This window comes from Paenibacillus sp. J31R98 (genome assembly GCF_056269245.1).
On sequence record NZ_JBWDNO010000001.1, the window covers coordinates 767,260 to 789,066 of the forward strand.

General features: G+C 53.2%; 21 protein-coding genes. 20 read left to right on the top strand and 1 reads right to left on the bottom strand.

What is annotated here, in order from left to right; translation table 11 throughout:
- Positions 1-16: 16 nt before the first annotated feature.
- Positions 17-544 carry a hypothetical protein gene (locus tag AC0YNX_RS03500; protein ID WP_475814244.1) on the top strand — a complete coding sequence of 176 codons (528 nt, stop codon included), beginning with the start codon at positions 17-19 and terminating at the stop codon, positions 542-544.
- Positions 545-632: 88 nt separating this feature from the next.
- On the opposite strand, the gene AC0YNX_RS03505 is transcribed toward AC0YNX_RS03500, so the two are convergent.
- Positions 633-1,640: a YpdA family putative bacillithiol disulfide reductase gene (locus AC0YNX_RS03505; protein ID WP_475814245.1), complete on the bottom strand. Its 1,008-nt coding sequence runs from the start codon at positions 1,638-1,640 to the stop codon at positions 633-635.
- A 167-nt stretch (positions 1,641-1,807) separates the two neighbouring features.
- On the opposite strand from AC0YNX_RS03505, the gene AC0YNX_RS03510 reads away from it, so the two are divergent.
- The 19 genes from AC0YNX_RS03510 to AC0YNX_RS03600 all read left to right on the top strand — a co-directional run bounded on the left by AC0YNX_RS03510 (position 1,808) and on the right by AC0YNX_RS03600 (position 21,793).
- A complete protein-coding gene (locus tag AC0YNX_RS03510) occupies positions 1,808-2,341 on the top strand; it encodes an ADP-heptose synthase (protein WP_475814246.1) in 534 nt (177 codons plus the stop codon).
- Between the two features lie 471 nt (positions 2,342-2,812).
- Positions 2,813-4,561 (top strand): ABC transporter ATP-binding protein, encoded by a 1,749-nt coding sequence (locus AC0YNX_RS03515; RefSeq protein WP_475814247.1) that lies wholly within the window; start codon positions 2,813-2,815, stop codon positions 4,559-4,561.
- A gap of 78 nt (positions 4,562-4,639) precedes the next feature.
- Positions 4,640-6,448 (top strand): ABC transporter ATP-binding protein, encoded by a 1,809-nt coding sequence (locus AC0YNX_RS03520; RefSeq protein ID WP_475814248.1) that lies wholly within the window; start codon positions 4,640-4,642, stop codon positions 6,446-6,448.
- A 248-nt stretch (positions 6,449-6,696) separates the two neighbouring features.
- Positions 6,697-6,969 (top strand): hypothetical protein, encoded by a 273-nt coding sequence (locus AC0YNX_RS03525; RefSeq protein ID WP_475814249.1) that lies wholly within the window; start codon positions 6,697-6,699, stop codon positions 6,967-6,969.
- Between the two features lie 328 nt (positions 6,970-7,297).
- Entirely contained in the window at positions 7,298-8,587 is a 1,290-nt protein-coding gene (gene serS, locus AC0YNX_RS03530) for a serine--tRNA ligase (RefSeq protein WP_475814250.1), read from the top strand.
- A gap of 80 nt (positions 8,588-8,667) precedes the next feature.
- Positions 8,668-9,633: an AAA family ATPase gene (locus AC0YNX_RS03535; RefSeq protein WP_475814251.1), complete on the top strand. Its 966-nt coding sequence runs from the start codon at positions 8,668-8,670 to the stop codon at positions 9,631-9,633.
- A 26-nt stretch (positions 9,634-9,659) separates the two neighbouring features.
- Positions 9,660-10,754, top strand: coding sequence for a DUF58 domain-containing protein (locus AC0YNX_RS03540; protein WP_475814252.1), 1,095 nt, complete (start codon positions 9,660-9,662; stop codon positions 10,752-10,754).
- Positions 10,751-12,070, top strand: coding sequence for a DUF4129 domain-containing protein (locus AC0YNX_RS03545; protein ID WP_475814253.1), 1,320 nt, complete (start codon positions 10,751-10,753; stop codon positions 12,068-12,070). Before AC0YNX_RS03540 ends, AC0YNX_RS03545 begins: the two co-directional genes overlap by 4 nt.
- 88 nt (positions 12,071-12,158) lie before the next feature.
- Positions 12,159-12,485: a hypothetical protein gene (locus tag AC0YNX_RS03550; RefSeq protein WP_475814254.1), complete on the top strand. Its 327-nt coding sequence runs from the start codon at positions 12,159-12,161 to the stop codon at positions 12,483-12,485.
- 223 nt (positions 12,486-12,708) lie between these two features.
- Complete coding sequence (locus AC0YNX_RS03555) at positions 12,709-13,788, top strand: XdhC family protein (RefSeq protein ID WP_475814255.1); 1,080 nt, start codon at positions 12,709-12,711, stop codon at positions 13,786-13,788.
- Positions 13,721-14,320: a nucleotidyltransferase family protein gene (locus tag AC0YNX_RS03560; RefSeq protein WP_475814256.1), complete on the top strand. Its 600-nt coding sequence runs from the start codon at positions 13,721-13,723 to the stop codon at positions 14,318-14,320. Before AC0YNX_RS03555 ends, AC0YNX_RS03560 begins: the two co-directional genes overlap by 68 nt.
- A gap of 19 nt (positions 14,321-14,339) precedes the next feature.
- Positions 14,340-15,239 carry an FAD binding domain-containing protein gene (locus AC0YNX_RS03565; RefSeq protein WP_475814257.1) on the top strand — a complete coding sequence of 300 codons (900 nt, stop codon included), beginning with the start codon at positions 14,340-14,342 and terminating at the stop codon, positions 15,237-15,239.
- 2 nt (positions 15,240-15,241) lie between these two features.
- Entirely contained in the window at positions 15,242-17,587 is a 2,346-nt protein-coding gene (gene pucD / locus AC0YNX_RS03570; protein ID WP_475814258.1) for a xanthine dehydrogenase subunit D, read from the top strand.
- 21 nt (positions 17,588-17,608) lie between these two features.
- The gene (locus AC0YNX_RS03575) at positions 17,609-18,118 is read left to right on the top strand and encodes a (2Fe-2S)-binding protein (RefSeq protein WP_475814259.1); all 510 of its coding nucleotides are present in this window, start codon (positions 17,609-17,611) and stop codon (positions 18,116-18,118) included.
- Positions 18,115-18,621, top strand: coding sequence for a 2-oxo-4-hydroxy-4-carboxy-5-ureidoimidazoline decarboxylase (uraD, locus tag AC0YNX_RS03580; RefSeq protein ID WP_475814260.1), 507 nt, complete (start codon positions 18,115-18,117; stop codon positions 18,619-18,621). The genes AC0YNX_RS03575 and uraD overlap by 4 nt, the downstream gene beginning before the upstream one ends.
- Before the next feature lie 17 nt (positions 18,622-18,638).
- Positions 18,639-19,640, top strand: a complete 1,002-nt coding sequence (gene pucL / locus AC0YNX_RS03585; protein WP_475814261.1) for a factor-independent urate hydroxylase — start codon at positions 18,639-18,641, stop codon at positions 19,638-19,640.
- Positions 19,637-19,990, top strand: a complete 354-nt coding sequence (gene uraH, locus AC0YNX_RS03590; RefSeq protein WP_475814262.1) for a hydroxyisourate hydrolase — start codon at positions 19,637-19,639, stop codon at positions 19,988-19,990. Before pucL ends, uraH begins: the two co-directional genes overlap by 4 nt.
- A gap of 73 nt (positions 19,991-20,063) precedes the next feature.
- Positions 20,064-20,273 carry a hypothetical protein gene (locus tag AC0YNX_RS03595; protein ID WP_475814263.1) on the top strand — a complete coding sequence of 70 codons (210 nt, stop codon included), beginning with the start codon at positions 20,064-20,066 and terminating at the stop codon, positions 20,271-20,273.
- A 167-nt stretch (positions 20,274-20,440) separates the two neighbouring features.
- Positions 20,441-21,793, top strand: coding sequence for a beta-propeller fold lactonase family protein (locus tag AC0YNX_RS03600; protein ID WP_475814264.1), 1,353 nt, complete (start codon positions 20,441-20,443; stop codon positions 21,791-21,793).
- Positions 21,794-21,807: the final 14 nt, after the last annotated feature.

Below are 21,807 nucleotides of genomic sequence, written 5' to 3' on the forward strand. Positions count from 1 at the left end.
GGAGGGAGGCGCGAACATGCAGGTGACGGATGAAGCTGGGTTTCAGCAATTAAAGGACTTGCAGGCTGAGGAGGACATTCATTCCTTCGGTCAGCAGTTGCATGGCGGCGGGTTTACGACGCTGCGCCGTTTCCTCGATGATTTCCGGGATTACCTTCGCCAGTATGAGGATGCGGCATGTGAGCAAGCAGCTGAGTTAATGAGGCGTGCGAAGCTTGCAGTACCGGAGCCAGGCCGAACAAGTCCGTCATGGACGTATATTTGGAGCGAGTTCGAGGGCATTATTCGAACGAAACGGGAGGTATTCCAGACCATTCCATTCGCAGAGCGGGATGGTGAGTGGCAGGTGTTGCTTGATAATCCGCATTCGAACCAGAACATCGCGGTATATCCGGGTCTCACGTTCATCGAGGCTGTCTATATGTTCGCTTACTTCAGAACGGGACTGACGAATAGCGAATATATCAGGCTGCAGAAGATTGCAACCGTGATGACGTTCACTGGCGCTGAGGGGGATGGACTGCAGCCGATAACAAGCCTTTAACTGACCATACGAGAGCAGTATAAAAAAAGCTTTGATTCCAGCAACCAGTTAAGGAACGCGGTGCGAGAATCAAAGCTTTTTTTGGTGTTTAGGGCTGCAGCGTCCTGCTGCTTCTGCCCTTCTGCTGTAGATGCGCTGCGATCTTCCGTCCGTGGAATCGGCCGGATTCGATGAAGATCTCGTTCGCCTCGCGCCTTGATGCGACGACGCCAGCCAAGTAGATGCCGGGCACGTTGCTCTCCATGGACTCATCATTGAACGTCGGGTAGCCTTCTTCCTCGATCGTAACGCCGAAGGAAGAGAGGAAGCCGCGGTCGGGGTGGAAGCCGGTAAGCGCAAGGACAAAGTCATTCGGAAGCTCATCACGCTCGCCTGTTTCATTGTTCGAGATTACGACATGGCGTGGGTGGATCTCGACAACTCGCGAAGAGAATCGCATCTGAATACGGCCTTTATTCACGAGGCTTTCGAAGATTGGACGAACCCACGCCTTAATGCTGGATGAATACTGCTCGCCACGGTACACGACTGTAACATGAGCGCCAGCACGTTCCAGTTCAAGCGCCGCGTCAATTGCGGAGTTGCTGCCGCCGATAATCGCCACCTTCATCCCAGTATAAGGATGCGCTTCGCGGAAGAAGTGCGTCACTTTATCGGATTTCTCGCCAGGGATGCCTAGCTCATTCGGATGATCGAAATAACCTGTTGCGACAATAACCGCGGCAGCACGATATTGAGTAAGCCCGCCGTAGCGGTCATGGCTGTCCAGTTCGAAGCCGCCATCCTGCTGCGGACGAATCGCGGTCACTGTTTCATAGGCGTTAATGCGAACGCCATGCCTCAGCGCGACGTTACGATAATACGACAGTGCCTCAACGCGAGACGGCTTATCATTAGCAGTTGTGAATGGAATGCCGCCGATCTCGAGAAGCTCCGGCGTGCTGAAGAAGTGCATATAGGTTGGATATTGGGAGATGGAATGGACGACGTTGCGTTTCTCAATAATGAGCGGCGATACGCCGGTCGCCTGCAGCTCGATAGCAGCTGCAAGACCGCACGGACCGGCGCCGATGATGATAACTTGTTCAGCTTGCATAGTAGACAAATCAGCTCCAATACGGAATCTAGAAATTTTGAACAATCAAGCTCTATTTTATCACAGCTGGCTAGGCAATGGCTTGCTATAAAACAAGCATTTGACTCTGTGTCCTGCGCGTAGATATGTTGTATAATGAGCTAAGCTTGTATGAAGGGGGAGATGGAATGCGACGGCGATTCGTGATTGAAGCCGTAATGGTAGCAACCTATGGACAATTGCTTGTACCAAGCCGGCCTGTCGATTTTGTCTTGCCATATTCGACGATAATGGAACTTTATGACATGAAGGACGGCGCAGAGCCGGTCATGGATGATCCGGATGAAGATGCGCATGTGAAAAGCAAGATTAAAGAGCTGATCGCCTTCTTCGAAGATCCGTTCAACAGGAAGAAGATCGAGCGCGCGCTGCAGATGCCTTGGCGTCAGAGCTCGCCGCTGCTGCTTAATGACCGCATCCAATTTACGGTTGTACATGCCGTTGATAATGCGCAGTACGGGGAGTATTTCGACCCGATCGAAACCGAGCTGCTGCTAACCTCGCAGAAGCTGAGCATCCCGCTGTTATCCGACCAGTTCGAGTTCCAGGATAAGCTGCTCGAAGCGGAAGTACCGGTGCAGGTGTACGATATTGAGGATTACGAATTCGCGGTTGAGCAGGGGATTACCGCCGCAGATTTCGAAACGAGAAGTGATATCTAGCATGTTTGGAGTTGCGGATCACAGCTGGCTCCAATGCTCGTACGAAGCAGTGGCCGATGGTCGCTGCTTTTTTGATGGATACGACTTGTTCGCCTTGGAGTGTACCTATGCCCATGTGGAGAAAAAATAAATTTGCAAAAAGCCTCTTGCGCATCGCAACAAAGGGATGATAAGATTTGGATGTTCCAATTATCGGAAAACCAACTAATGAAAGGAGGGCGATGGATATGACTAACTTGAAATTTGGTGTGCGCAACTTCATGCAAGTTCAGGTCCATCGGCCCGACTTCTTACGCAGAGTGCAGCAGCTGTAACTAGCGCTGCAACCGATTCTGTGTGTAAGGAGACTTTGAGCCATGAGGCTCAGAGTCTCCTTTTTTGTTACGCAGAATGCGTATCCGCCTACTCGCGATAGGCGAAGAATGTTCCGTTGGATCCTCACGCATGTCTGTATAAAGGGGGAAAAAGACTGTGAAAGTGCTAGTTAGATTAATGAAATATATGCGTCCCAGCACCAGATGGGTTGTCTTATCGACAGCGCTAATGCTGCTTGGCACAGTGCTTGATTTGGTTGCGCCATGGCTGCTGAAACAAGTGTTTGATAAAGGGATCGCAGACAGCAACATGAAGATGGTGCTGGCGTTCACCTTGGGGCTCGTCGTGCTGCAAATTGTCAAGAGCATTGGAATGTTCTGGCAGGGCTGGTCTCAAGAGCTCGTAGGCCAGAACGTCGTCTATGCGCTGCGGAGCCAGCTATATAATCATTTGCAGCGACTATCGTTTACTTATTATGACAAGGCTCAGACCGGGCAGCTGATGTCCCGTATGACGGGCGATATCGAATCGGTGAAGAATTTCATCGGCTTCGGAGCGATGGCGATGTTCATGGGCATTGCGACGTTTATCGGAACGATTGTGTTCATGATGTTCATCCAGTGGAAAGTAACCTTGCTCTGTATGGCAACTGTGCCTCTGCTTCTCTTCGCGCTGTATCGATTCAACAAGAAGGTCGGTCCGGCATGGGGCCAAATCCGGGAACAAATGGGGAAGCTTACTACGACGCTGCAGGAGAACATTTCCGGTATCCGTGTCGTGAAGGCGTTTGCACGCGAGAATGTCGAGCAGAACAAGTTCGAATCGCGCAACGATCAGAACTTTGAGACGAACATGGAGCGCGCCAAGCTGGAAGCGAAAGCATTCCCGCTCATGAACTTTTACGGCGGTGTTGTATTCGTCACGATGGCTTGGTTCAGCGCTTTCTTCGTCGCGAAGGGCGAAATGTCGCTAGGTACATTCATGGCATTCCAATGGTATACATGGGGCATTATTTGGCCGCTCAACATGCTTGGCTGGCAAATCAACATTTTGCAGCAAGCACTCAAAGCAGCTCCGCGGGTGTTTGAAGTGCTTGATACGCCCGTCGATATCAATTCGGAGCGCGGAGATAGCCATGACTCGAACAAGATCCGCGGCAATGTTACGTTCGACGGCGTGTCGTTTCACTTCGCGGACCAGAATCCGGAGTCGGACCAGGCCATTCTGGAGGGGATTTCGCTCGGCGTAAAGCAAGGCGAAGTCGTTGCGGTGCTTGGTTCTACCGGCTCTGGCAAGAGCTCGCTGATCGCGCTGCTGTCACGCTTCTACGATGTCAGCAAAGGCAGATTGCTCATTGACGGCATCGATGTTCGTGATTATGAGCTAGAGGGGCTTCGCCGCAAGATCGGCATCGTGCCGCAGGAAACGTTCCTGTTCTCGGCTACCATCCGCGAGAACATCGCATACGGCGTGCCGGAAGCGACGCAGGAACAGATCGAATGGGCGGCGCGCAAAGCCCAGATCCACTCGTTCATCGACACAATGCCGCATGGCTATGACACGATCATCGGCGAGCGCGGCGTAGGGCTCTCCGGCGGTCAGCGCCAGCGTGTTGCGCTTGCGCGTGCGATTCTGATGGATCCGCCGATTCTCGTCCTCGACGAGGCGACGGCAAGTGTGGATACAGCAACGGAGTCGGCGATTCACGAAGAGCTGCTGGAAGTTATGAAAGGACGCACAACTTTCATCATCGCGCAGCGGTTGTCTTCCGTGAAACGTGCAGACCGGATTATCGTGCTTGACGGCGGCAAGATCGTGCAGCAAGGCACGCACCGCGAGCTGTTCGAGGAAGAGGGCTTCTTCCGCAATCTCTTCAAGCAGCAAGAGGCTGCTTCGGCAAGATAATAGGCAAGCAGCCTGCCCGAACAACTAATTAATAACATAAACCAATAATAATTAATGGGGTAAAGGAGGGGGAACGGCATGAGTCAAGTCGAATGGGATCAAGACGATGATTTAGAAGAGAAGCCGTTTAACAGGGCGTACATGAAGCGGCTAATCCGCTATGTACTGCCGTATCGCAAAGTATTGTCCATCGTTCTTGTAATCGTCCTATTAAACATGGCCCTAAGCTTAGCCGAGCCGCTTCTGCTGAGATATATGATCGACGAAGGCATCGTAAAGAAAGACTTCTTCGTCATTAACATGATCGGTTTAGCGCTACTTTCGTTCAAAGCCGTGGGATGGCTGTTCGGTTTCTTGCACACAAGAATGATTAATTTCACCGGACAGCGCATCTTGTTTGATCTTAGACAGCAATTATTTAATCATCTTCAAACCTTATCTTTCCGTTTCTTCGACGGACGGCCTGCGGGCAAGATTATGTCCCGGATCACGAACGATACGAATGCGATTGGAGAGCTGATCAACGGCGGACTCATAACGATGGTGATGGAGTTCACGCATCTTGTCGGGATCATTATCATCCTGCTGTGGATGGACTGGCAACTGGCATTGCTCTCCTTTATATCGCTGCCGCTGCTCTACTTTATTTTTGGACAGATGCAGTCCAAGATTGAGGGCTCCTGGACACGCTCGCGCAAGACGATGTCCGCGATTAACGGCAATTTGAACGAGACGATTCAAGGTATTCGCGTCATTCAGGCATTCTCGCGCCAGTCGGAGAACAACCGCCGGTTCGAGGAACTGAATGCCCGCAACAAATTCGCGTTCATGCGTGCAGTGAAGCTGGAGTCGTTCGTTTGGCCATCAGTCGAGATGATCGGGATGATCGGCACTTGTGTCGTGCTCTGGTTTGGCGCGAAGCAGGTTATGGATAAGGAGCTAACGCTCGGCTTCATTATGGCATTCATCAATTATCTATGGCGTTTCTGGGGACCGCTCAGCGCGCTCTCCAAAGTGTACAGCCAAGTGCTGTCTGCCATGGCTTCGGCGGAGCGGATCTTCGAAGTGCTGGATTCCGAGCCGGAAGTCAAGGATCGTCCGAATGCGAAGCCAATGAAGCAAATCCGCGGCGAAGTCGTATTCGAGAATGTATCGTTCCGTTATGAAGAGGATAAGCCGGATGTGCTGAAAGGCATAAATTTGCGAATTAAGCCAGGTCAACGGGTGGCACTGGTAGGACCGACCGGAGCGGGCAAGAGCACGGTTGTGAACCTGCTCATGCGGTTCTACGATACGACGGGCGGGCGGATTCTGATCGACGGTCAAGACGTGAAGGACGTAACGCTTGCGTCGCTAAGGCGCCAGATGGGCATTGTGCTGCAGGACTCGTTTATTTTCTCCGGTACAATAGAAGAGAATTTGCGTTACGGCAACGAGGATGCGACGGATGAAGCACTGCGCCACGCGGCGGAGAGCGTCCGCGTCGACAAGTTTGCGTTCCAATTCGCTGACGGTTATCAGACGCAAGTGGAAGAGCGCGGCTCGAAGTTATCTGTCGGCCAGCGCCAGCTCCTCGCGTTCGGACGTGTGCTGCTGTCTGATCCGCGGATTCTTATTCTGGATGAAGCAACGTCCAGCGTTGATACCGAAACAGAGCAGCATATCCAAGCAGCGCTGCAGACGATGTTGGAAGGCCGGACAGCGTTCATTATCGCGCACCGGCTGTCAACAATTCGGGATGCGGACGTCATCCTCGTCGTGAAGGATGGCCAGATCGCAGAGCATGGCTCGCATGATGAGCTGATGAAGAATACTGGTCTGTATCATAAGCTCTATATGACGCAATATGAGATGCAGCAATCGCTTGCGATGCAGACTGGCGCGTAATTATCACAGAAGATGCAGTTGGACCTCTTATTCTGTTTCATATGGAATAAGAGGTCTTTTTTACGTAAATGGTAGTTCGTCCATGATCATTTCATAGAGTTGAGCCGGCCGCAGCCGCAGTGAACTTTTCATCTCCTGTAAGTTTGTTTCCATCCTATACGGGCAAACTATATAAATGAATTGACATTAAGGCGCAAATTTAATAAGCTTACAAGGAATTTTCAAATCTACAAAACAGGAGATTGAATATGAAATTCAACATGAAAATTAAAGATTTTGCAGCGGCAGATACAAATGTGGCAGCAGGATTATATCATTTTGTCGTTACGATGTCGGACAACACACAAATCCGACTGATCTTCTCGAAGAATCCGGATTGGAAGCTGATTGGCGTTAATCGTCTTCTGACAGTGCCTTGCCCGATCTGCAGAAGAGATTATTACTGCAACTGTATGTCCAAGTATACAGAAGAGTTTGAACGCGAAGTCCTTGATAAAGAGCTTATTTCATCCGTTCTTTAATGCTACAAGCTGCCCAATTGGGCAATAGCTGCTTGCATAAGCTGCAGCTTATTTGTTACACTTATCCTAAATAAGGGCACAGGCCGATGAAGAGTATCCAACTCGGAGGCGTTGCGTACAGCGTTTGGCTACTTAAGCGACTCGTCGTTGTTATAGCTGAACACTCCAAGCATTCCGGTTCTCGCACCGTTATCTGCGAGCTTAAGGGAGCTAACATGCTGTTAGCTAATTTGGGTGGCACCGCGAACGCGTTCTTCGTCCCATGTCAGGGGACTGGAGGAGCGCGTTTTTTCGTTTATTCAAAAAATGACAACGAGGAGTGTTCACCATGCTAGACATTTATGTTATCCGCCAGCAAGCAGATGAATTTCAAGAGGCAGCTGATCAGAAACGGATTGCGATTAATATCCAGGAGCTGCTCGACATGGATGAGCGCAGGCGGGAGCTGATGCAGCTAACCGAATCGCTTCGCGCAGCGCGCAATCGCCGGTCGAAGGCAATTGAAGGCTTGATGCGCGAAGGGCGCAAAGCGGAAGCACAGGCGGAGCGGGAGGAAGCTACTGCTCAGCAGGAGCAATTGAAGCAAGCAGAGGAGGAGTTCCGTGCGGTCGTAGCCTCGTATGAAGCTCAGATGCTGCTTGTGCCGAACCTGATGTCGCCAGACACGCCGATTGGCAAGAGCGATGAGGACAATGTGGAAGTGAGGCGCGTAGGCGAGGTGAGGGAGTTCGATTTCGCGCCACGCAGCCATATCGAGCTGGGACAGCAGCATGAAATGATTGATTTGGCTCGCGGCGTGAAGATTGGCGGTACTCGTCAGTACGTGCTGCGCAACTACGGGCTCCAGCTCCATCGCGCCGTACAGCAGCTGGCACTTGATCTGCTGCAAGATAAAGGCTTCGATACGCTCGACGTCCCAGTTCTCGTGAAAGAACAGACGCTAGTGGCAACGGGATATTTTCCGGCGAATCGCGATCAGACCTACGCCATTAACGGTGAGGACAAATGGCTAGTAGGGACCTCGGAAGTGCCGCTGGTCGCCTACTTCAGCGATGAAGTGATTGATCTGGCCGAGCCAAAGCGGCTTGCGGCGGTCACGCCATGCTATAGGAGCGAGGTTGGTTCGGGCGGACGTGATGTGCACGGGCTGTACCGGGTGCATCAATTCGCGAAAGTCGAGCAGGTTGTGCTGTGTCGCGCCGACCTGGCAGAATCGCTCGCATGGCTGGAGAAGATGACGGCGAACAGCGAGGAGTTGTTGCAGCTTCTGGAGCTGCCATACCGCGTCGTTGCGGTATGCAGCGGCGACATGTCGCAGAAGAACTACAAACAGTACGATATTGAGACATGGATGCCGAGCCGCGGCAGTTATGGGGAGACGCACTCGGCGTCGCTTCTGCTTGATTTTCAGGCGAGACGCTCGAACATTAGGTACCGCGACGAGGACGGCAAGCTGCAATATGCGTATACGCTTAACAACACTATGGTCGCTTCGCCGCGCATACTCATTCCGCTTCTTGAGAATCATCAGCGGGAAGACGGCTCGATCTACATTCCTCACGCGCTTCGTCCCTACATGCGAGGGCTTGCAGAGCTTTCGACAAGACAGGAAGTCTAGGTCTAGCCTGCCTGCCTAATAGCGAGTATACTGGAATGGATAATCTTCCACGGAATGGAAAACGAGAGGGGAAAGCCTGTATGAGTTTGGGGAAAATCGCACAAGCAGCAGATCGTATTCGTTCTAATGTCAGTAAAGTCATTGTCGGTAAAGAAGATATCGTAGATAAGCTCATTATTGCGATACTCACATCAGGTCATGTGCTTCTGGAGGATGTGCCAGGCACGGGTAAGACCTTGCTCGCGAAGGCGCTTGCGAAGTCGATTGATGGCGAGTTCAAGCGGATTCAGTTTACGCCGGATTTGCTCCCGTCCGACTTGACGGGCATTCATTTCTACAATCAGAAGCTGTCGGAATTTGAATTCCGCCCTGGGCCGCTCTTCGCCAATATTGTGCTGGCTGACGAGATTAACCGTGCTACGCCTCGTACCCAATCGAGCTTGCTGGAGAGCATGGAGGAGCGTCAAGTCAGTATCGACGGGACGACGCACCAGCTCGGCAGGCCGTTCCTTGTCGTTGCAACGCAGAATCCGATTGAGCAGCAGGGAACGTTCCCGCTGCCGGAAGCGCAGCTTGACCGTTTTCTATTTAAATTAAAAATGGGCTATCCGACGAATGAAGAAGGCATCGCCATCATGAAGCGTTTCATGGCGAATAGTCCGCTCGAGCAGCTGGAGCCTGTCATTGGAACCGCTGAGCTAGAAGAAGCGAAGGCGATCTATACGAGTGTAGATGTCAGCGAAGAGCTGCTCAGTTATATGCTTGCGATCGTGGAAGCGACTCGCGTTCATCCGGATGCGGCGCTAGGCGCGAGTCCGCGAAGCTCGCAAGCGCTGCTGCGCGCATGTCAAGCGAGAGCGGCAATAGCAGGACGCCAATACGTGCTTCCTGATGACGTGAAAGCGATGGCGGTTCCTGTGCTTGCGCACCGTATTGCGCTGCGTAGCGTTCAGCGGATGCGCGCCAATGCGGCAGAGCATGTCATTCATGCGATTCTGGCGGCGGTACCGGTGCCGGCAGACGCTCCGCTCGTTTCCCGCTCGTAAACGGAAGTCGGGAGGGAGAGCGAACGATGGGAATTCAATATTATATATTAAGCGCGTTGCTGGTCATTATCGTGCAGCGGTTTATTTTCAAGTATCGTGGGATGCGAGGAGTCAGTTATACGCGTTCCTTCAGCGTGGAGACCTGCTTCGAAGGGGATCGCATCGAGATGGTGGAGCGGCTTGCGAACCGCCGAATCATCCCGGTTCCATGGCTTCGCGTCGAATCGCAAATGCATGCCGGCTTGAAATTTGACAGCGATTCCAATTTCGATGTGAGCAAAGGCCAGTTCTATCAGAATCACCGGAGCTTGTTCAGCTTAATGGGCAATAAGCAGCTGACAAGGCGGCATACGGTGCAAGCGGTTACACGCGGTTGCTACCGAATCTCGAGCGCATCACTTACGTTCGGGGACTTGTTTGGCGCGTTCAGTGCCTATAAGTCTGTGCCGCTTGAGGTGGAGCTGCTCGTCTATCCGCAGCCAGCCGATCCTTCTCTGATTCAGCTTCCGTCGCGCAGCTGGCAGGGGGATATTACGGTGAAACGATGGATCGTCGAAGATCCATTCGCGATTAGCGGCGTGAGGGAATATCGCAATGGCGACTCGCTCAAGTCGATTAACTGGAGTGCGACTGCGCGTGCAGGATCGCTGCAAGTACACCGCCGCGACTACACGGCGGACTACCGCCTCGTCGTGCTGCTGAACGTTGAGGATCACGCAGGCATGTGGGAGGTCGTGAACAATACGGCACTCATAGAGGAAGGCATTCGGTATGCGGCGGCGATTTTGCAATATGCGACGGAGCAGGGGATGGAGACGGCTTTTGCATGTAACGGGCATGAGCTTGATACTCCTGGAACAGCGATGTCCGTAGAACGCGGAAGTGGGGCAGAGCATCTGGTGCATCTGTACAACCAATTGGCAAAGCTCGTTATCGTACGGACAGTGCCGTTTGATGCGATGATTGATAATCTCGCTGAACAGTGGGAAGAACGCTACGATGTCGTCGTGGTCTCGGCATTCATGAGTGAGCCGATTGAACGCGCGATGCGCAAGCTGCGTGATAATGGGCATTCGGTCGATTGGCTGCCTGTTCTGGAACAAGAGGAGGCAGCAGGATGAGAAACAAGCTTACCGGCGCCAATATGCTCCTCCCGACTGCGCTCATAGAACTGGTCTTGCATTTGCCGCTTGTTCTGATTGTTTATGTCTATAGGCCAAGCTTTGCTCCATCGGTTACGGAAATGCTGCTGCTTCTCTTGGTAGGCTACATCATCGGTTATGGCGTGAACTCGCTTGTCAGGTTCGTTCGCGCATTCCCGCGTGTGCTCCTAGCAGCAGTGATTGGCGGAGCCGTCGGCATTGCGCTCTATGGCGTGAATTTCGATGGTATCTACACGGCGCTACTGCTTGCTGCGGCTGCGTACCGAGGCGGAAGATATGTCATTATTCCTGCTTTGAATCGGTTAATGCCGCGGGAGTTTGTACTCGGTCTGATGTATTATTTCATCTGCTCCATCGTATTCAGCTTCAAGACGGAGTTTGATCATTACCGCACGCTGATGCTTGTCTGCGGACTGTTCGCGCTCGTATTAACCTTGTTCCAGACGAACAGAAGCAATGTTAATCGTGAGACGCTCTCAGGTGCTGTTAAACCGCTCGTAGAGCCGACGGTGAGGAGACATAATCGAATCTTCGTGGGCATTATCGCTGCCATCTCTGTGTTAATTGTGTTATCGTATCAGCTTCAAGCTATCTTTGGCGCAATTGGCGACTATATTAGAGAATTGTACCGACAAATGCCGAAAGACAACGGTCAGAATCCACTTCAGTCAGGTGGACAAGATACATCTCCCATCCCGACTGAGCTGCTCGGCGAGCCTACGAGAAAAATGCCGCATTGGGTGGATATTGCGATATACATCTTCGTGGGAATCGTGGTTTGCTTCATCCTCTTCCTATTGCTGCGTCAACTGAAGCATCTGCCGCAGTGGTTCCGATCTCTTCAGATGAAGCTCAGAGATCTGTTTAGCCGGGATAAAGGCGGTGCGTCGTCCAAAGGGTACGTCGATCAGGTGGAGCGGATTCAAAAATCCCGCAAGCTGATCGAGCTATGGCGAGGGCGTTCGAAGGAGCCTCGTATCCGCTGGAAGGACTTGGTGGACAATGAAGCGCGAGTGCGTTACTTGTATCGCCGCTGGATCGGCAGCAGCGTGAAGAAAGGCTATGCTTTCAGCCCATCTCTAACGCCACTTGAGGTCGCTGCTGAATTGCAGTCCCAGAAGCTGCTGAATGTAGGTGCGCAAGCTTCGTCAGAGCTTGTACAAGCCTATCAGCAAGTGCGATATGGCAGCGGCCAATTATCGGATGAACAGATTGGTCGGTTAGCCGACTCGATGGGGCAAGTGGACGGGCGGGCAGACGGACGGAAAAAGTAAACGGTAGCCTGAGTAAACATATTTATCCAGCAGCCGGGGCATCCTACTTGCGGACAACTTGAATAGTGTCGCAAGGGAGGATAAGCGAATGAATATGCAAAATCAACCGCCGGCGAACAGCCAGCAGCTCAGCTATGAACAGTTTCAAGCTCAGGTGAGGCAGCGCGAGCTGCAGGAGCAGGAGCAGGCTCAGCAAGCGCTGAAGCGAGCTGGGCTCGACCCGAAGTCTCAGCAGATGCAGCAGGTGATTCAGCAGCTGCATGGCATTGAGCGGGAGCTGCAGCAAGCGGAGAATCAGCTTCAGATGCAAATGGATGCGCAGCGCCGCCAAATTAAGCAGATCCAGCAGAAAATCCAACATGCTGTGGCGCAATTCCAAGGCGCGAGTGCAAGCTCGAATTCTTACATGCAATAGCGATTGTCTGGTTCTGAAAATAGCCCTTCTCGTGATCCCGTTCGGATCTAGACGAGAGGGGCTTTTATTTTTGATCATAAATGTTATATGTGTGTTAATTAAATTGACACAAAACTCTTGAAAACGAGAACGATCGGAATTATTATGTTATATAATATAACATTTATAGCTGAGCTGCTCTAAGCGATGGACATGTCAGGATCAATCAGGGAGGGAGCCCAGCATGGATATGGTTTCGCTGCTCGTTGTGTTGGATGGCATGAAAGAAGGAACAGTGTCTCCTGTTCTCGCCACAATTGTCCGGACTGCAGGACATTCGTACCGCAAGAAAGGCGCTGCCATGCTGTTCCTTCCCGAAGGAACCAAGGCGGGAAGCATTAGTCCCGGATGCTTGGAAGATGACCTGCAGATGCGAGCAGACTCGATTGCTTCGTCAGGACAGCCGGAGCTAGTCACTTATAACATGAACCCGCATGAGGATGCGATTTGGGGAGAAGCAACTGGCTGCGGCGGTAAAATCACGGTTCTGCTGGAAGCAGTAAGAGGGGAGCTTCTTCGCTTGCTGCAAGCAGCTTCACAGCTGCTGCAGGGCGGAGAGCCTCTTCAGTTATGCAGGGAATGGCACGACTCGAACATCGACTATTCACTCGTCCGACTAACCATCGAGAAAGTCGCTAGGTTTAAGGCGGCCAAGAGAGCGGAGATAGAAGATCTTGATTCCGTATGGTTGCCAAGGCCGAGATTGATTCTGTTCGGTGCAGGTCATGATGCCGAGGCGATAGCCGAACTTGCAGAGAGTGCGGGATTCCAGGCAATTACCGCCGATTGGCGCGAGGAACGATTGATATCTGGCCATAGTGTGATTGGTTCGGCTTCTGAAATTGCAGACACGCTGAAAATGGGGCAAGGCGATTACCTTATTCTTTGCAGCCATCATCAGGTCAAGGATCGAGCAATGCTGGAACAAGCGCTGCCGCTTGGATTGAACTATATCGGCATTCTTGGTTCTAGAGCGAGAATCGCCAAGTTGCTCAATGGCTTGACTATAACTAGCGATAGCAATGTGCTTGCCCCGGTTGGGCTGCCGATTGGAGCTGACGGTCCGAAGCAAATCGCGATTAGTATCGCCGCAGAACTTATTGCCGTTCATTCCCGATCCGTTCGTGCGGCATTGGAGAGGGAGGATAATGATGAGAATCGGGTGTGTATATTTGGCGGCGGGCTCGAGCAGGAGGATGGGCGAGCCGAAGCTGCCGCAGGAGCTGGCGCCAGGCGTCACGGTTGGAGGCCAAGGCTTGCATGAACTGCGATATTGCGGTTTTCATCCGCTAACGGTTGTCGTCAGACCGGAGGATCCGCTGCTCTGGCTATGCGATCGCAATCGGAAGGAGCGGTTTGCCGCACTTCCGAAATTCCGCATAACGCCATGTAAAGAGGCGAGCAACGGGATGTCTTACTCGCTCCGAAGCGGACTTACGGCACTAATGCCGGAGAAGCTGGACGCGGTGCTTATTGCCCTTGCTGATCAGCCCTTTATTACAGCGGCGCTGCTGAAACGGCTTGTGTATGTTTATCGCGAGGACCCTTCAGTCCATTATGTTGCGAGCGGCTACGGGGAGACTGTGGGACCGCCGCTTATCATGAATAAGTCGCTGTTTCCGCAGCTGCTGGGGCTGGATGGAGATCGCGGTGCTAGACATATTTTGAAATCGCCGGATTATGTCGGGAAGGTTGTTCGTTATGCAGCGGAATGGACATTCATGGACATCGATACGCAGGAGGAGCTTGAAGAGGCGCGCCAGCTCTGGTCGCAATTGCAGATGAACGCGAACTAAGGGGGAGGGATCGCCTGTGGTGGCGCATAGCAGCATGGCCGGGGAATACGCGATCGTTTGGCAGCCCCACGATGCGTCAGAGGCATGGCGGATCAAGCAGGCCTACGGTTCAAATAGCGAATATATCGCAGGCGGGACATGGCTATCGGTTCAATGGGAGAATGAAACTTTCCCAATGCCGCATCATCTAATTGATCTTGGGGCAATCCCTGGCGTAAGAGGGATCTCAATGCGCGGACAAAAGGTGTATATCGGTTCATTAACTCCGTTAAACATATTGCGCAGTGATCCTCTTCTAGCAGATGCTTTTCCTCTTGTTACGGAGGCGGTCCGAACAATTGCTGCGCCATCAATCCGTAACTTAGCTACGATAGGCGGCAATGTTGGCTCCAGAACGGGGGATTTGCTGCCTGCGCTTCTCCTCTATGAAGCCGAGCTGCTCTGGCATGACGGTCATAGTACGACATGGGAGCCTGTGTCAGAATGGCTGTCGCAGACGAAGGATATGATTCTCCAGCAAGGGCGGATATTGCTCCAACTCAAGCTGAAACAGCCTCCTCGCGAAGGTCGGTTGCTTGACTATTATGAGAAGGTAGGACGAAGAGAAGCGTTCACGCCATCCGTCGTCACTTGCGGATTTGTTGCGGATCTAGAAGGCGAAGGGGAGTATCGAAAAGTTAGCCGAATCCGGATCGCAGCAGGCGGCGGACTTATGAGAGCGGTGAGACTTCCGAAGTCGGAGGCGCTCCTTGCGAGGAAGAGCCTGCAGCCTCAGCTTATGGAACAGCTCTATGAAAGTCTGCTTGATGAGATTGAGCCAGTCGGCGATCTATTCGTAGATGCAGCCTATCGAAAACAAACGGCCGCTAATCTGATTGCCGCCGGTCTATGGCAGAAGTGGCAACGTTCGGAGGGATGAACATGCTCTTAAACCGGGAATCCAGCAGCACACGCTGGCGCACAAGGCCGGATGGCCGTGAGAAAGTGACGGGGCGGCTATCCTATCTGACTGACCGGATAGCGCCCCATATGCTCATTGGCCGAGTCCTTCGCAGTCCTCATCCTCATGCGAACATTTTGGCGATCCATACAGAGAAGGCGGCGCGGCTGCCGGGCGTACACGCCGTTCTGACTTACAAGGATGTGCCAGGTCTGAACGGATTCGGCATCGCCGTGCAGGATCAGCCTGTGCTGTGCTTCGACAAAGTGCGTTATGTCGGCGATGCCATTGCTGCAGTGGCGGCTGAAACTGCGCTTCTTGCAGAACGAGCGCTCGCGCTCATTGAAGTGGAGTATGAGGTGCTGCCAGTTGTGGATGCCCCATCGACAGCGCTTGCGCCTAACGCTCCGCAGCTGCACGCAAAGGGGAATGTGCTGCACCGTACGGAATTCAAGCGCGGCGATACGGAGCGAGGGTTCGCTTGCTGCAAGCACATCGTAGAGGAGTCCTATCGTTCGCCGAGACAAATGCACACCTATATGGAGACCGAGGGTGGTTTATTCGTCCCGGAAGAGGAAGGGCGATTGACCGTATATGCGCCGACGCAGCACGGGTTCATGGATCGGCTGCAGCTCTCCCGAATTCTGAAGCTGCCCGAGAAGGCGATTCGGATCGTTTCCAGCCCGATCGGCGGCTCCTTCGGCGGCAAAGACGAGCTGAACGTGCAGCCGTATGGCGCGCTTCTTGCACTGCGCACGCAGAGGCCGGTGAAGATTCACAATTCACGCAAAGAGTCGGTTCGAACCGGTCTGAAGCGGCATCCAATGACGATCAAGATGCGTACGGGAATCGACGAAGCTGGCACGATTCTGGCGCATCAAGTGACCATAACCGCAGATACGGGCGCTTATGCGACGCTCGGCGCAGAGGTGCTGAATTTCACTACCGAGCATGTGCTGGGACCTTACCGCTACGAACATGTCGATGTACGGAGCATATCGGTCTATACGAATAATGGGATGTCCGGGGAGTTTCGCGGCTTCGGCGGAAATCAGGCTATTCTTGCGCTAGAAGGGCAGATGGATCGTCTTGCCGAGCTGAGCGGTATGGATCCCTGGGCGTTCCGGCTTCACAATATGCGCAAGAAAGACGATCCCGGTCCGTTCGGCCAGCCGATTGCGCCTTCGGATGGCGCGCAGCTCGTATGGGAAGCGCTAGCGGCATCGCCGCTTTGGGTCGAGAAGCTGCGGCAGCAGCAGTGCAGCGGTGGCGGTGCAGCGGAGTCGATGAAAGCAGGCGATACGTGGCTGCGCACAGGTATCGGCGCTGCCTTCATCATGCACGGCGCCGGGCTCGGCGCAGGCATCCCTGATCCGGCTGGCGGCAGGCTCGTGCTCGCCGAAGACGGGAAGATTGAAGCGCAATTCGGTTACGAAGAATGCGGGCAGGGGCTGCTTGCGACACTTGAGCTGATGATGATGGAGCAATTTGACTTCGCGGCCGAGGACTTGAGGCTCGTCATCGGCGATACAGATGCAGTGCCGGACAGCGGGTCAACGACAGCGTCAAGGGCGACGACGATGATGTGGCAAGCGCTCCAGCAGCTTCATCCTTCCTTTGAACGGTCATTGCTTGAAGGGGCAGCTGCTGCAACCGGCTATCCTGCAGAAGAGTTGCGGCTTGGTGCCGGCGGGGTGTGGCAGAATCAGAAGTTGAAGCAGCCTGAGCAACAAGTGAGGGGGGCGACAGGCGGCGAAGGCGAGCTAGTCATTAGCTATGAACAGCTGGCTGTCCGTACGAGGACAACACAGCCCAATCCGATTTGCGCCGAAACGAAATTTGCTTATCCGACGACATCATTCAATCGTACAGGCGCGCATTACTTATACACCTTCGCCGCCGTCGCCGTGAAAGTCGAAGTGGATATGTTGACCGGACGAGTACATGTCCTAGACCAGTTCCATACGATCGCTGCCGGTCCGGTTATGAACCCGCAAGGTTATCTTGGACAGATCGAAGGCGGCAGCATTATGGCTCTCGGTTATTCGTTGACCGAGGAAGCGCTCATGCATAGCGGGCAATACGTTACCCGAAACTTGGATACGTATCTAATTCCGACCATGAAGGACGCCAGTGGACGCATTGCCGTACACCCGATTGAGCAATTGGCTGAGGGCGACAATTATGGCCCGCGCGGCATTGGAGAAATCGGCTCCGTCGGCTTAGCCCCAGCGATCCTGTCGGCGGTTTATGATGCGGTCCGCAAGCGGCTGAACCAACTCCCGATTGACCCGCAAACGCTTATCGAACGAACTATCTTTACGTAAGAAGGGCGGTGAGTACCCGAGATGAAGAAACAATCGGAGCTGCAGCATTTTCCGCATCCCATACTGAGCTGCATCGTTAATGATGAACCTGTTGCGTTGAACGTGCCCGCAAGCCGAAGATTGCTGTCGATCCTCCGTGAGGATTTAATGCTTACTGGAACGAAAGTGGCATGCGAGATCGGCAGATGCGGAGCTTGCATGGTTCTCATCGACGGCAAGCCGGTGAATGCTTGCTTGACGATGGCTTATCAATGCGCGGGGAAGCTCATTACCACGATTGAAGGTCTTGCAGGCGAGGGAGAGGAGCTGCATGCCGTGCAGCAAGCTTTTCTCCTGGAAGGCGGTTATCAATGCGGCTATTGCACGCCGGGCATGATCGTATCGGTTACTGCGCTGCTTAATGAGAATCCGAATCCGACATCGGCTGAAGTCGAGGAGGCGTTGTCCGGCAACCTGTGCCGGTGTACCGGATACGGAGGGATACGGCGAGCGGTGCAGTACGCAATCGAACAAGGGAGGGATTCGTCATGAACGACAGGCTGCAGCTCTGGCAGCTGAATACGATGAGCCGTGAGCTGTTCACGAAGCAGCTCGGCGGCATATTTGAACATTCGCCTTGGGTAGCGGAGAGGGCGTGGGGCATGAGACCCTTTCATTCGTTATTGGAGCTGCATGAGGCGATGATGCAAGTGGCGAAAGAAGCGCCTGAAGAGCAAATTCATGCGCTGCTTCGCTCGCACCCTGACCTCGCTGCCCGTATTCAGATGACAATGTACTCAGAGGAAGAGCAGGCTGGAGCTGGGCTGCAAGAGCTGTCGCCAGAGGAGTTCAGCAGGTTTACCGAACAGAATGCCGCTTACCTGCAGAAGTTCGGGTTCCCTTTCATAATCGCGGTCTCCGGCAAGAATAAGTCGGAAATCGAAGCGGCGATGGCTGTTCGGCTCGAACATACTGAAGCGCAGGAGCGCAGGCAAGCTTTGCTCGAAATTCAGCGCATCACATGGCTGCGCATTCAGCGAAGCATCGAAGAATAGGAAGGGAGAGGGTCCACATGCTGCAGCTTCGAGACGGCCGTACGCTGTATTACGGCAAAGGCGATGTGCTCACTTACCGCACGTATGCGGCACCGCTAAGCGTGAAGCCGATTCCAGAGTCGGCTTACATCGGGGAGTCCAATGTGATATTCGCGCATAATGTGAAGTTCTCCGTTAGCAGCGAGGAGCTGCTAACCTCGTTCAGTAAAGGCAGTAATTCACTCGTTGTAGCAACAGATTCAATGAAGAACTTCATCCTCAGGCAAGCGGCTAAGTATAGCGGCAGCACAACCGAAGGTTTCCTCGCGTTCGTTAGCGGAGCGTTCCTCGATCAATATCCGCACATCACCACAGTCGAGATCCAGGCGGACAAAATCCATTTCGACCCTGTACGCGCAGGCGGCCGCGAGAGCAGCGGGCTTGTCTTCAAACCATCCCATAATGAGCATGCGCATGCTTCGTTTGTCGTTAACCGTGGTGCTCAAGGAGGCGAGATCGTATCGCATTCGTCGGGCTTGGCTGATTTACAGCTTATTAAGGTGAGCGGAAGCTCGTTCTACGGTTTCATCCGAGATGAATATACGACTTTGCCGGACAGCTACGACAGGCCGCTGTTTATTTACTTGCATGTACATTGGCGTTACATGGATGCCGATGACGCACTCGACAGCTCGAGGGGGCGATACGTTCCGGCAGAGCAAGTGCGGGATCTTGCGCAGCATATCTTTCATTCCATTGCTTCGCCGTCCATACAATATCTCATTTGCCAAATCGGACTTCATTTGCTGGCCCGTTTTCCCCAGCTGGCGGAAGTCTCTTTCGAATCGAACAACCGCACGTGGGAGGCGATAATCGATCACGATCCGCAGGCGCGTCCTTGCGTCTACACGGAACCTAGGCCGCCTTACGGGTTTCAAGGCTTCTCGCTTACACGCTCCGATCTGACGAGCGGCGAATTTGAACTGGCGGACTGCAGTGTTGCTTCTTTCGCTTCGGTCAAGCCGCTCGCAACGCCATGAGAGGGCGGCTTACTACGCATGTGCTGGACACGTCGCAAGGGAAGCCGGCTGCCGGCATGCGAATTGAGCTATGGGTACGTTCATCGCTTGGCAGAGAGCCCCAGTTAGTCAAGTGTGCCGTCACCAATGCCGACGGGCGCGTCGACGAGCCGCTTCTGGGCAGCGGTGAGCTTCACATTGGGGAGTACGAGCTGCTTTTCGCGGTCGGGGATTATTTTGGAGATCTTCAGGAGCCATTTCCTTTTCTCAGAAGTGTCCCGATCCGCTTCACAGTAACGGATTCGAATGCCAATTATCATATTCCGCTGCTCGTTGCCCCTGGTGGATATAGCACTTACCGAGGCAGCTGAGGCAGATTTTGCTTTCCTGCTTGCGGAGTGGTAGAATATTTTACCAACCAACCATGCAGGGAGTGCATAACTTATGTCAGATCAGCCAACTACCGAGGTGCATCCTTACTACCAACATGCGATCGAAGCGTTCAAGCTGCTGCCTGCCGCGACTGACGGGCTCGTCCAGCTGCGGAATGCTTTTGCGGCATCGAATGAAGATTTCCTCGCGATCGAGCTTAAACATATGATTGCAAGACTCGAAGAAATCAAGGCGCTGTTCTCCAGCGGGCCGCAAGGTTAACGAAGTTTCATCAGAATTGGACAAGAGAGTAACCCGCGTGTTATCACGGCGGGTTCTTTGTTTGTTCTAGCTCATCAATCTACCAACTAGATCTAGTGTATTGTCTCGCGCCTTTTACTCTAGCACATCATACGATGTAGTTATGGAAGAGTAGAGGAGGCGTCCCTATGCCGATCTTGGATACAGGGCTGCTCGTGAATCGGGAAGCAAGGCGCACCGTATCGTTAACCATTCATGTCATGAATCGTGGCAGACAGCAAGCGACAGCCGGTATTCAGATCTATTCAGCGGTCTCGCTGCGCAGCAAGCAAGGCGAAACAATGGAAAGAGATAGGGAGAGTGGGCAGAGCGGTGAGTACGGGGAGATACGAATGGAGCGTTCGACGCTTGTCCAACTTCAACCGGAGCAAAAGGCATCTTGTACGTTTATGATGGAGCATGACGTCAGTCATTTGCAGCTGTACGGGGTGCGGATTACGACAACGGGGCTTGCGGCGGGGGAAGTGGCTGCGGCGGTTGCGGAGCGAGATGAAGAAGGCGAGCTTATCATTCAGCAGCAAGTGCCACTCTCAGGAGGCTACATGGATGAAATGATGCATGCTTATGTCGCGAATCATACGCAGCACTCCATAACGGTCATTCAAACAGCTACGCATACCCGGATCGCAACGATTCCGCTTCCGATGGGCAGCAGTCCGAGATCGCTCGATTTCACGCCGGATGGACGCGAGGTATACGTCACCTGCCAAGGGGACAAAACAGTCCGTGTGATAGATACGCTGACCCATGAAGTGTCAGGCGAGTTCATGCTGCCGCAAGGCGCTGTGCCGATTGCTGTTGCAATTGCGAAGCATGGTCAGGTGGCGTATATCACCACGCTGGTCGAAGATTATATGATCATTGTGGACACAGCGACAAGATCACTGGTGAAGCTGGTGCCGCTGCCTAAAGGGAGCGACCCTGTTCAAATGGCAATAGCGCCGGATGGAAAGCGTGTCTATTGTTGTCTTATCAATAAGGCGTCGATCGCCGTATTTGATACGTTGAAGCAGACGCTGCTCCCAATGATTAAGCTGCCGCAAGGGGCGAAGCCGTCGTCGATCGCCATTACGCCAGATGGAGCGCTTGCATATGTGACAGATGTGCAGCATGACCGAGTCTATGTCATCCGGCTTAGCACGAATACGCTGGTGAATTCGCTCAAGCTGGATGCTGGCGCAGATCCGCAGAAGATCGTCATTACGCCAGACGGCGCACTTGCCTACGTGGCAGCGCGAGGCGGGGATGAAGTGACGGTCATTAATTTGTCCCGCAACGAAATCTTGACCAACATCGAGCTGCCGGGCGGCAGCAACGCGAGTGATGTCGTAGTTACACCGGACGGTGCTAAAGTCTATGTGAGCATTCTTACTTTCGGCTATGTAGCGGCAATTGAAGTGGCAAGCCAGCTGCCTATCGCGATTCTGCCTACGGGGAGCTTCCCATCAGGCGTTGCCGTATCGCCGATCTTGCTTCACTAGCGCATAGTAAAGCC

Coding starts and splice junctions, on each gene's coding strand:
- AC0YNX_RS03500 (WP_475814244.1), top strand. CDS start 17: ATGCAGGTGACGGATGAAGCTGGGTTTCAGCAATTAAAGGACTTGCAG.
- AC0YNX_RS03505 (WP_475814245.1), bottom strand. CDS start 1,640: ATGCAAGCTGAACAAGTTATCATCATCGGCGCCGGTCCGTGCGGTCTT.
- AC0YNX_RS03510 (WP_475814246.1), top strand. CDS start 1,808: ATGCGACGGCGATTCGTGATTGAAGCCGTAATGGTAGCAACCTATGGA.
- AC0YNX_RS03520 (WP_475814248.1), top strand. CDS start 4,640: ATGAGTCAAGTCGAATGGGATCAAGACGATGATTTAGAAGAGAAGCCG.
- AC0YNX_RS03525 (WP_475814249.1), top strand. CDS start 6,697: ATGAAATTCAACATGAAAATTAAAGATTTTGCAGCGGCAGATACAAAT.
- serS (WP_475814250.1), top strand. CDS start 7,298: ATGCTAGACATTTATGTTATCCGCCAGCAAGCAGATGAATTTCAAGAG.
- AC0YNX_RS03535 (WP_475814251.1), top strand. CDS start 8,668: ATGAGTTTGGGGAAAATCGCACAAGCAGCAGATCGTATTCGTTCTAAT.
- AC0YNX_RS03540 (WP_475814252.1), top strand. CDS start 9,660: ATGGGAATTCAATATTATATATTAAGCGCGTTGCTGGTCATTATCGTG.
- AC0YNX_RS03545 (WP_475814253.1), top strand. CDS start 10,751: ATGAGAAACAAGCTTACCGGCGCCAATATGCTCCTCCCGACTGCGCTC.
- AC0YNX_RS03550 (WP_475814254.1), top strand. CDS start 12,159: ATGAATATGCAAAATCAACCGCCGGCGAACAGCCAGCAGCTCAGCTAT.
- AC0YNX_RS03555 (WP_475814255.1), top strand. CDS start 12,709: ATGGATATGGTTTCGCTGCTCGTTGTGTTGGATGGCATGAAAGAAGGA.
- AC0YNX_RS03560 (WP_475814256.1), top strand. CDS start 13,721: ATGGGCGAGCCGAAGCTGCCGCAGGAGCTGGCGCCAGGCGTCACGGTT.
- pucD (WP_475814258.1), top strand. CDS start 15,242: ATGCTCTTAAACCGGGAATCCAGCAGCACACGCTGGCGCACAAGGCCG.
- AC0YNX_RS03575 (WP_475814259.1), top strand. CDS start 17,609: ATGAAGAAACAATCGGAGCTGCAGCATTTTCCGCATCCCATACTGAGC.
- uraD (WP_475814260.1), top strand. CDS start 18,115: ATGAACGACAGGCTGCAGCTCTGGCAGCTGAATACGATGAGCCGTGAG.
- pucL (WP_475814261.1), top strand. CDS start 18,639: ATGCTGCAGCTTCGAGACGGCCGTACGCTGTATTACGGCAAAGGCGAT.
- uraH (WP_475814262.1), top strand. CDS start 19,637: ATGAGAGGGCGGCTTACTACGCATGTGCTGGACACGTCGCAAGGGAAG.
- AC0YNX_RS03595 (WP_475814263.1), top strand. CDS start 20,064: ATGTCAGATCAGCCAACTACCGAGGTGCATCCTTACTACCAACATGCG.
- AC0YNX_RS03600 (WP_475814264.1), top strand. CDS start 20,441: ATGCCGATCTTGGATACAGGGCTGCTCGTGAATCGGGAAGCAAGGCGC.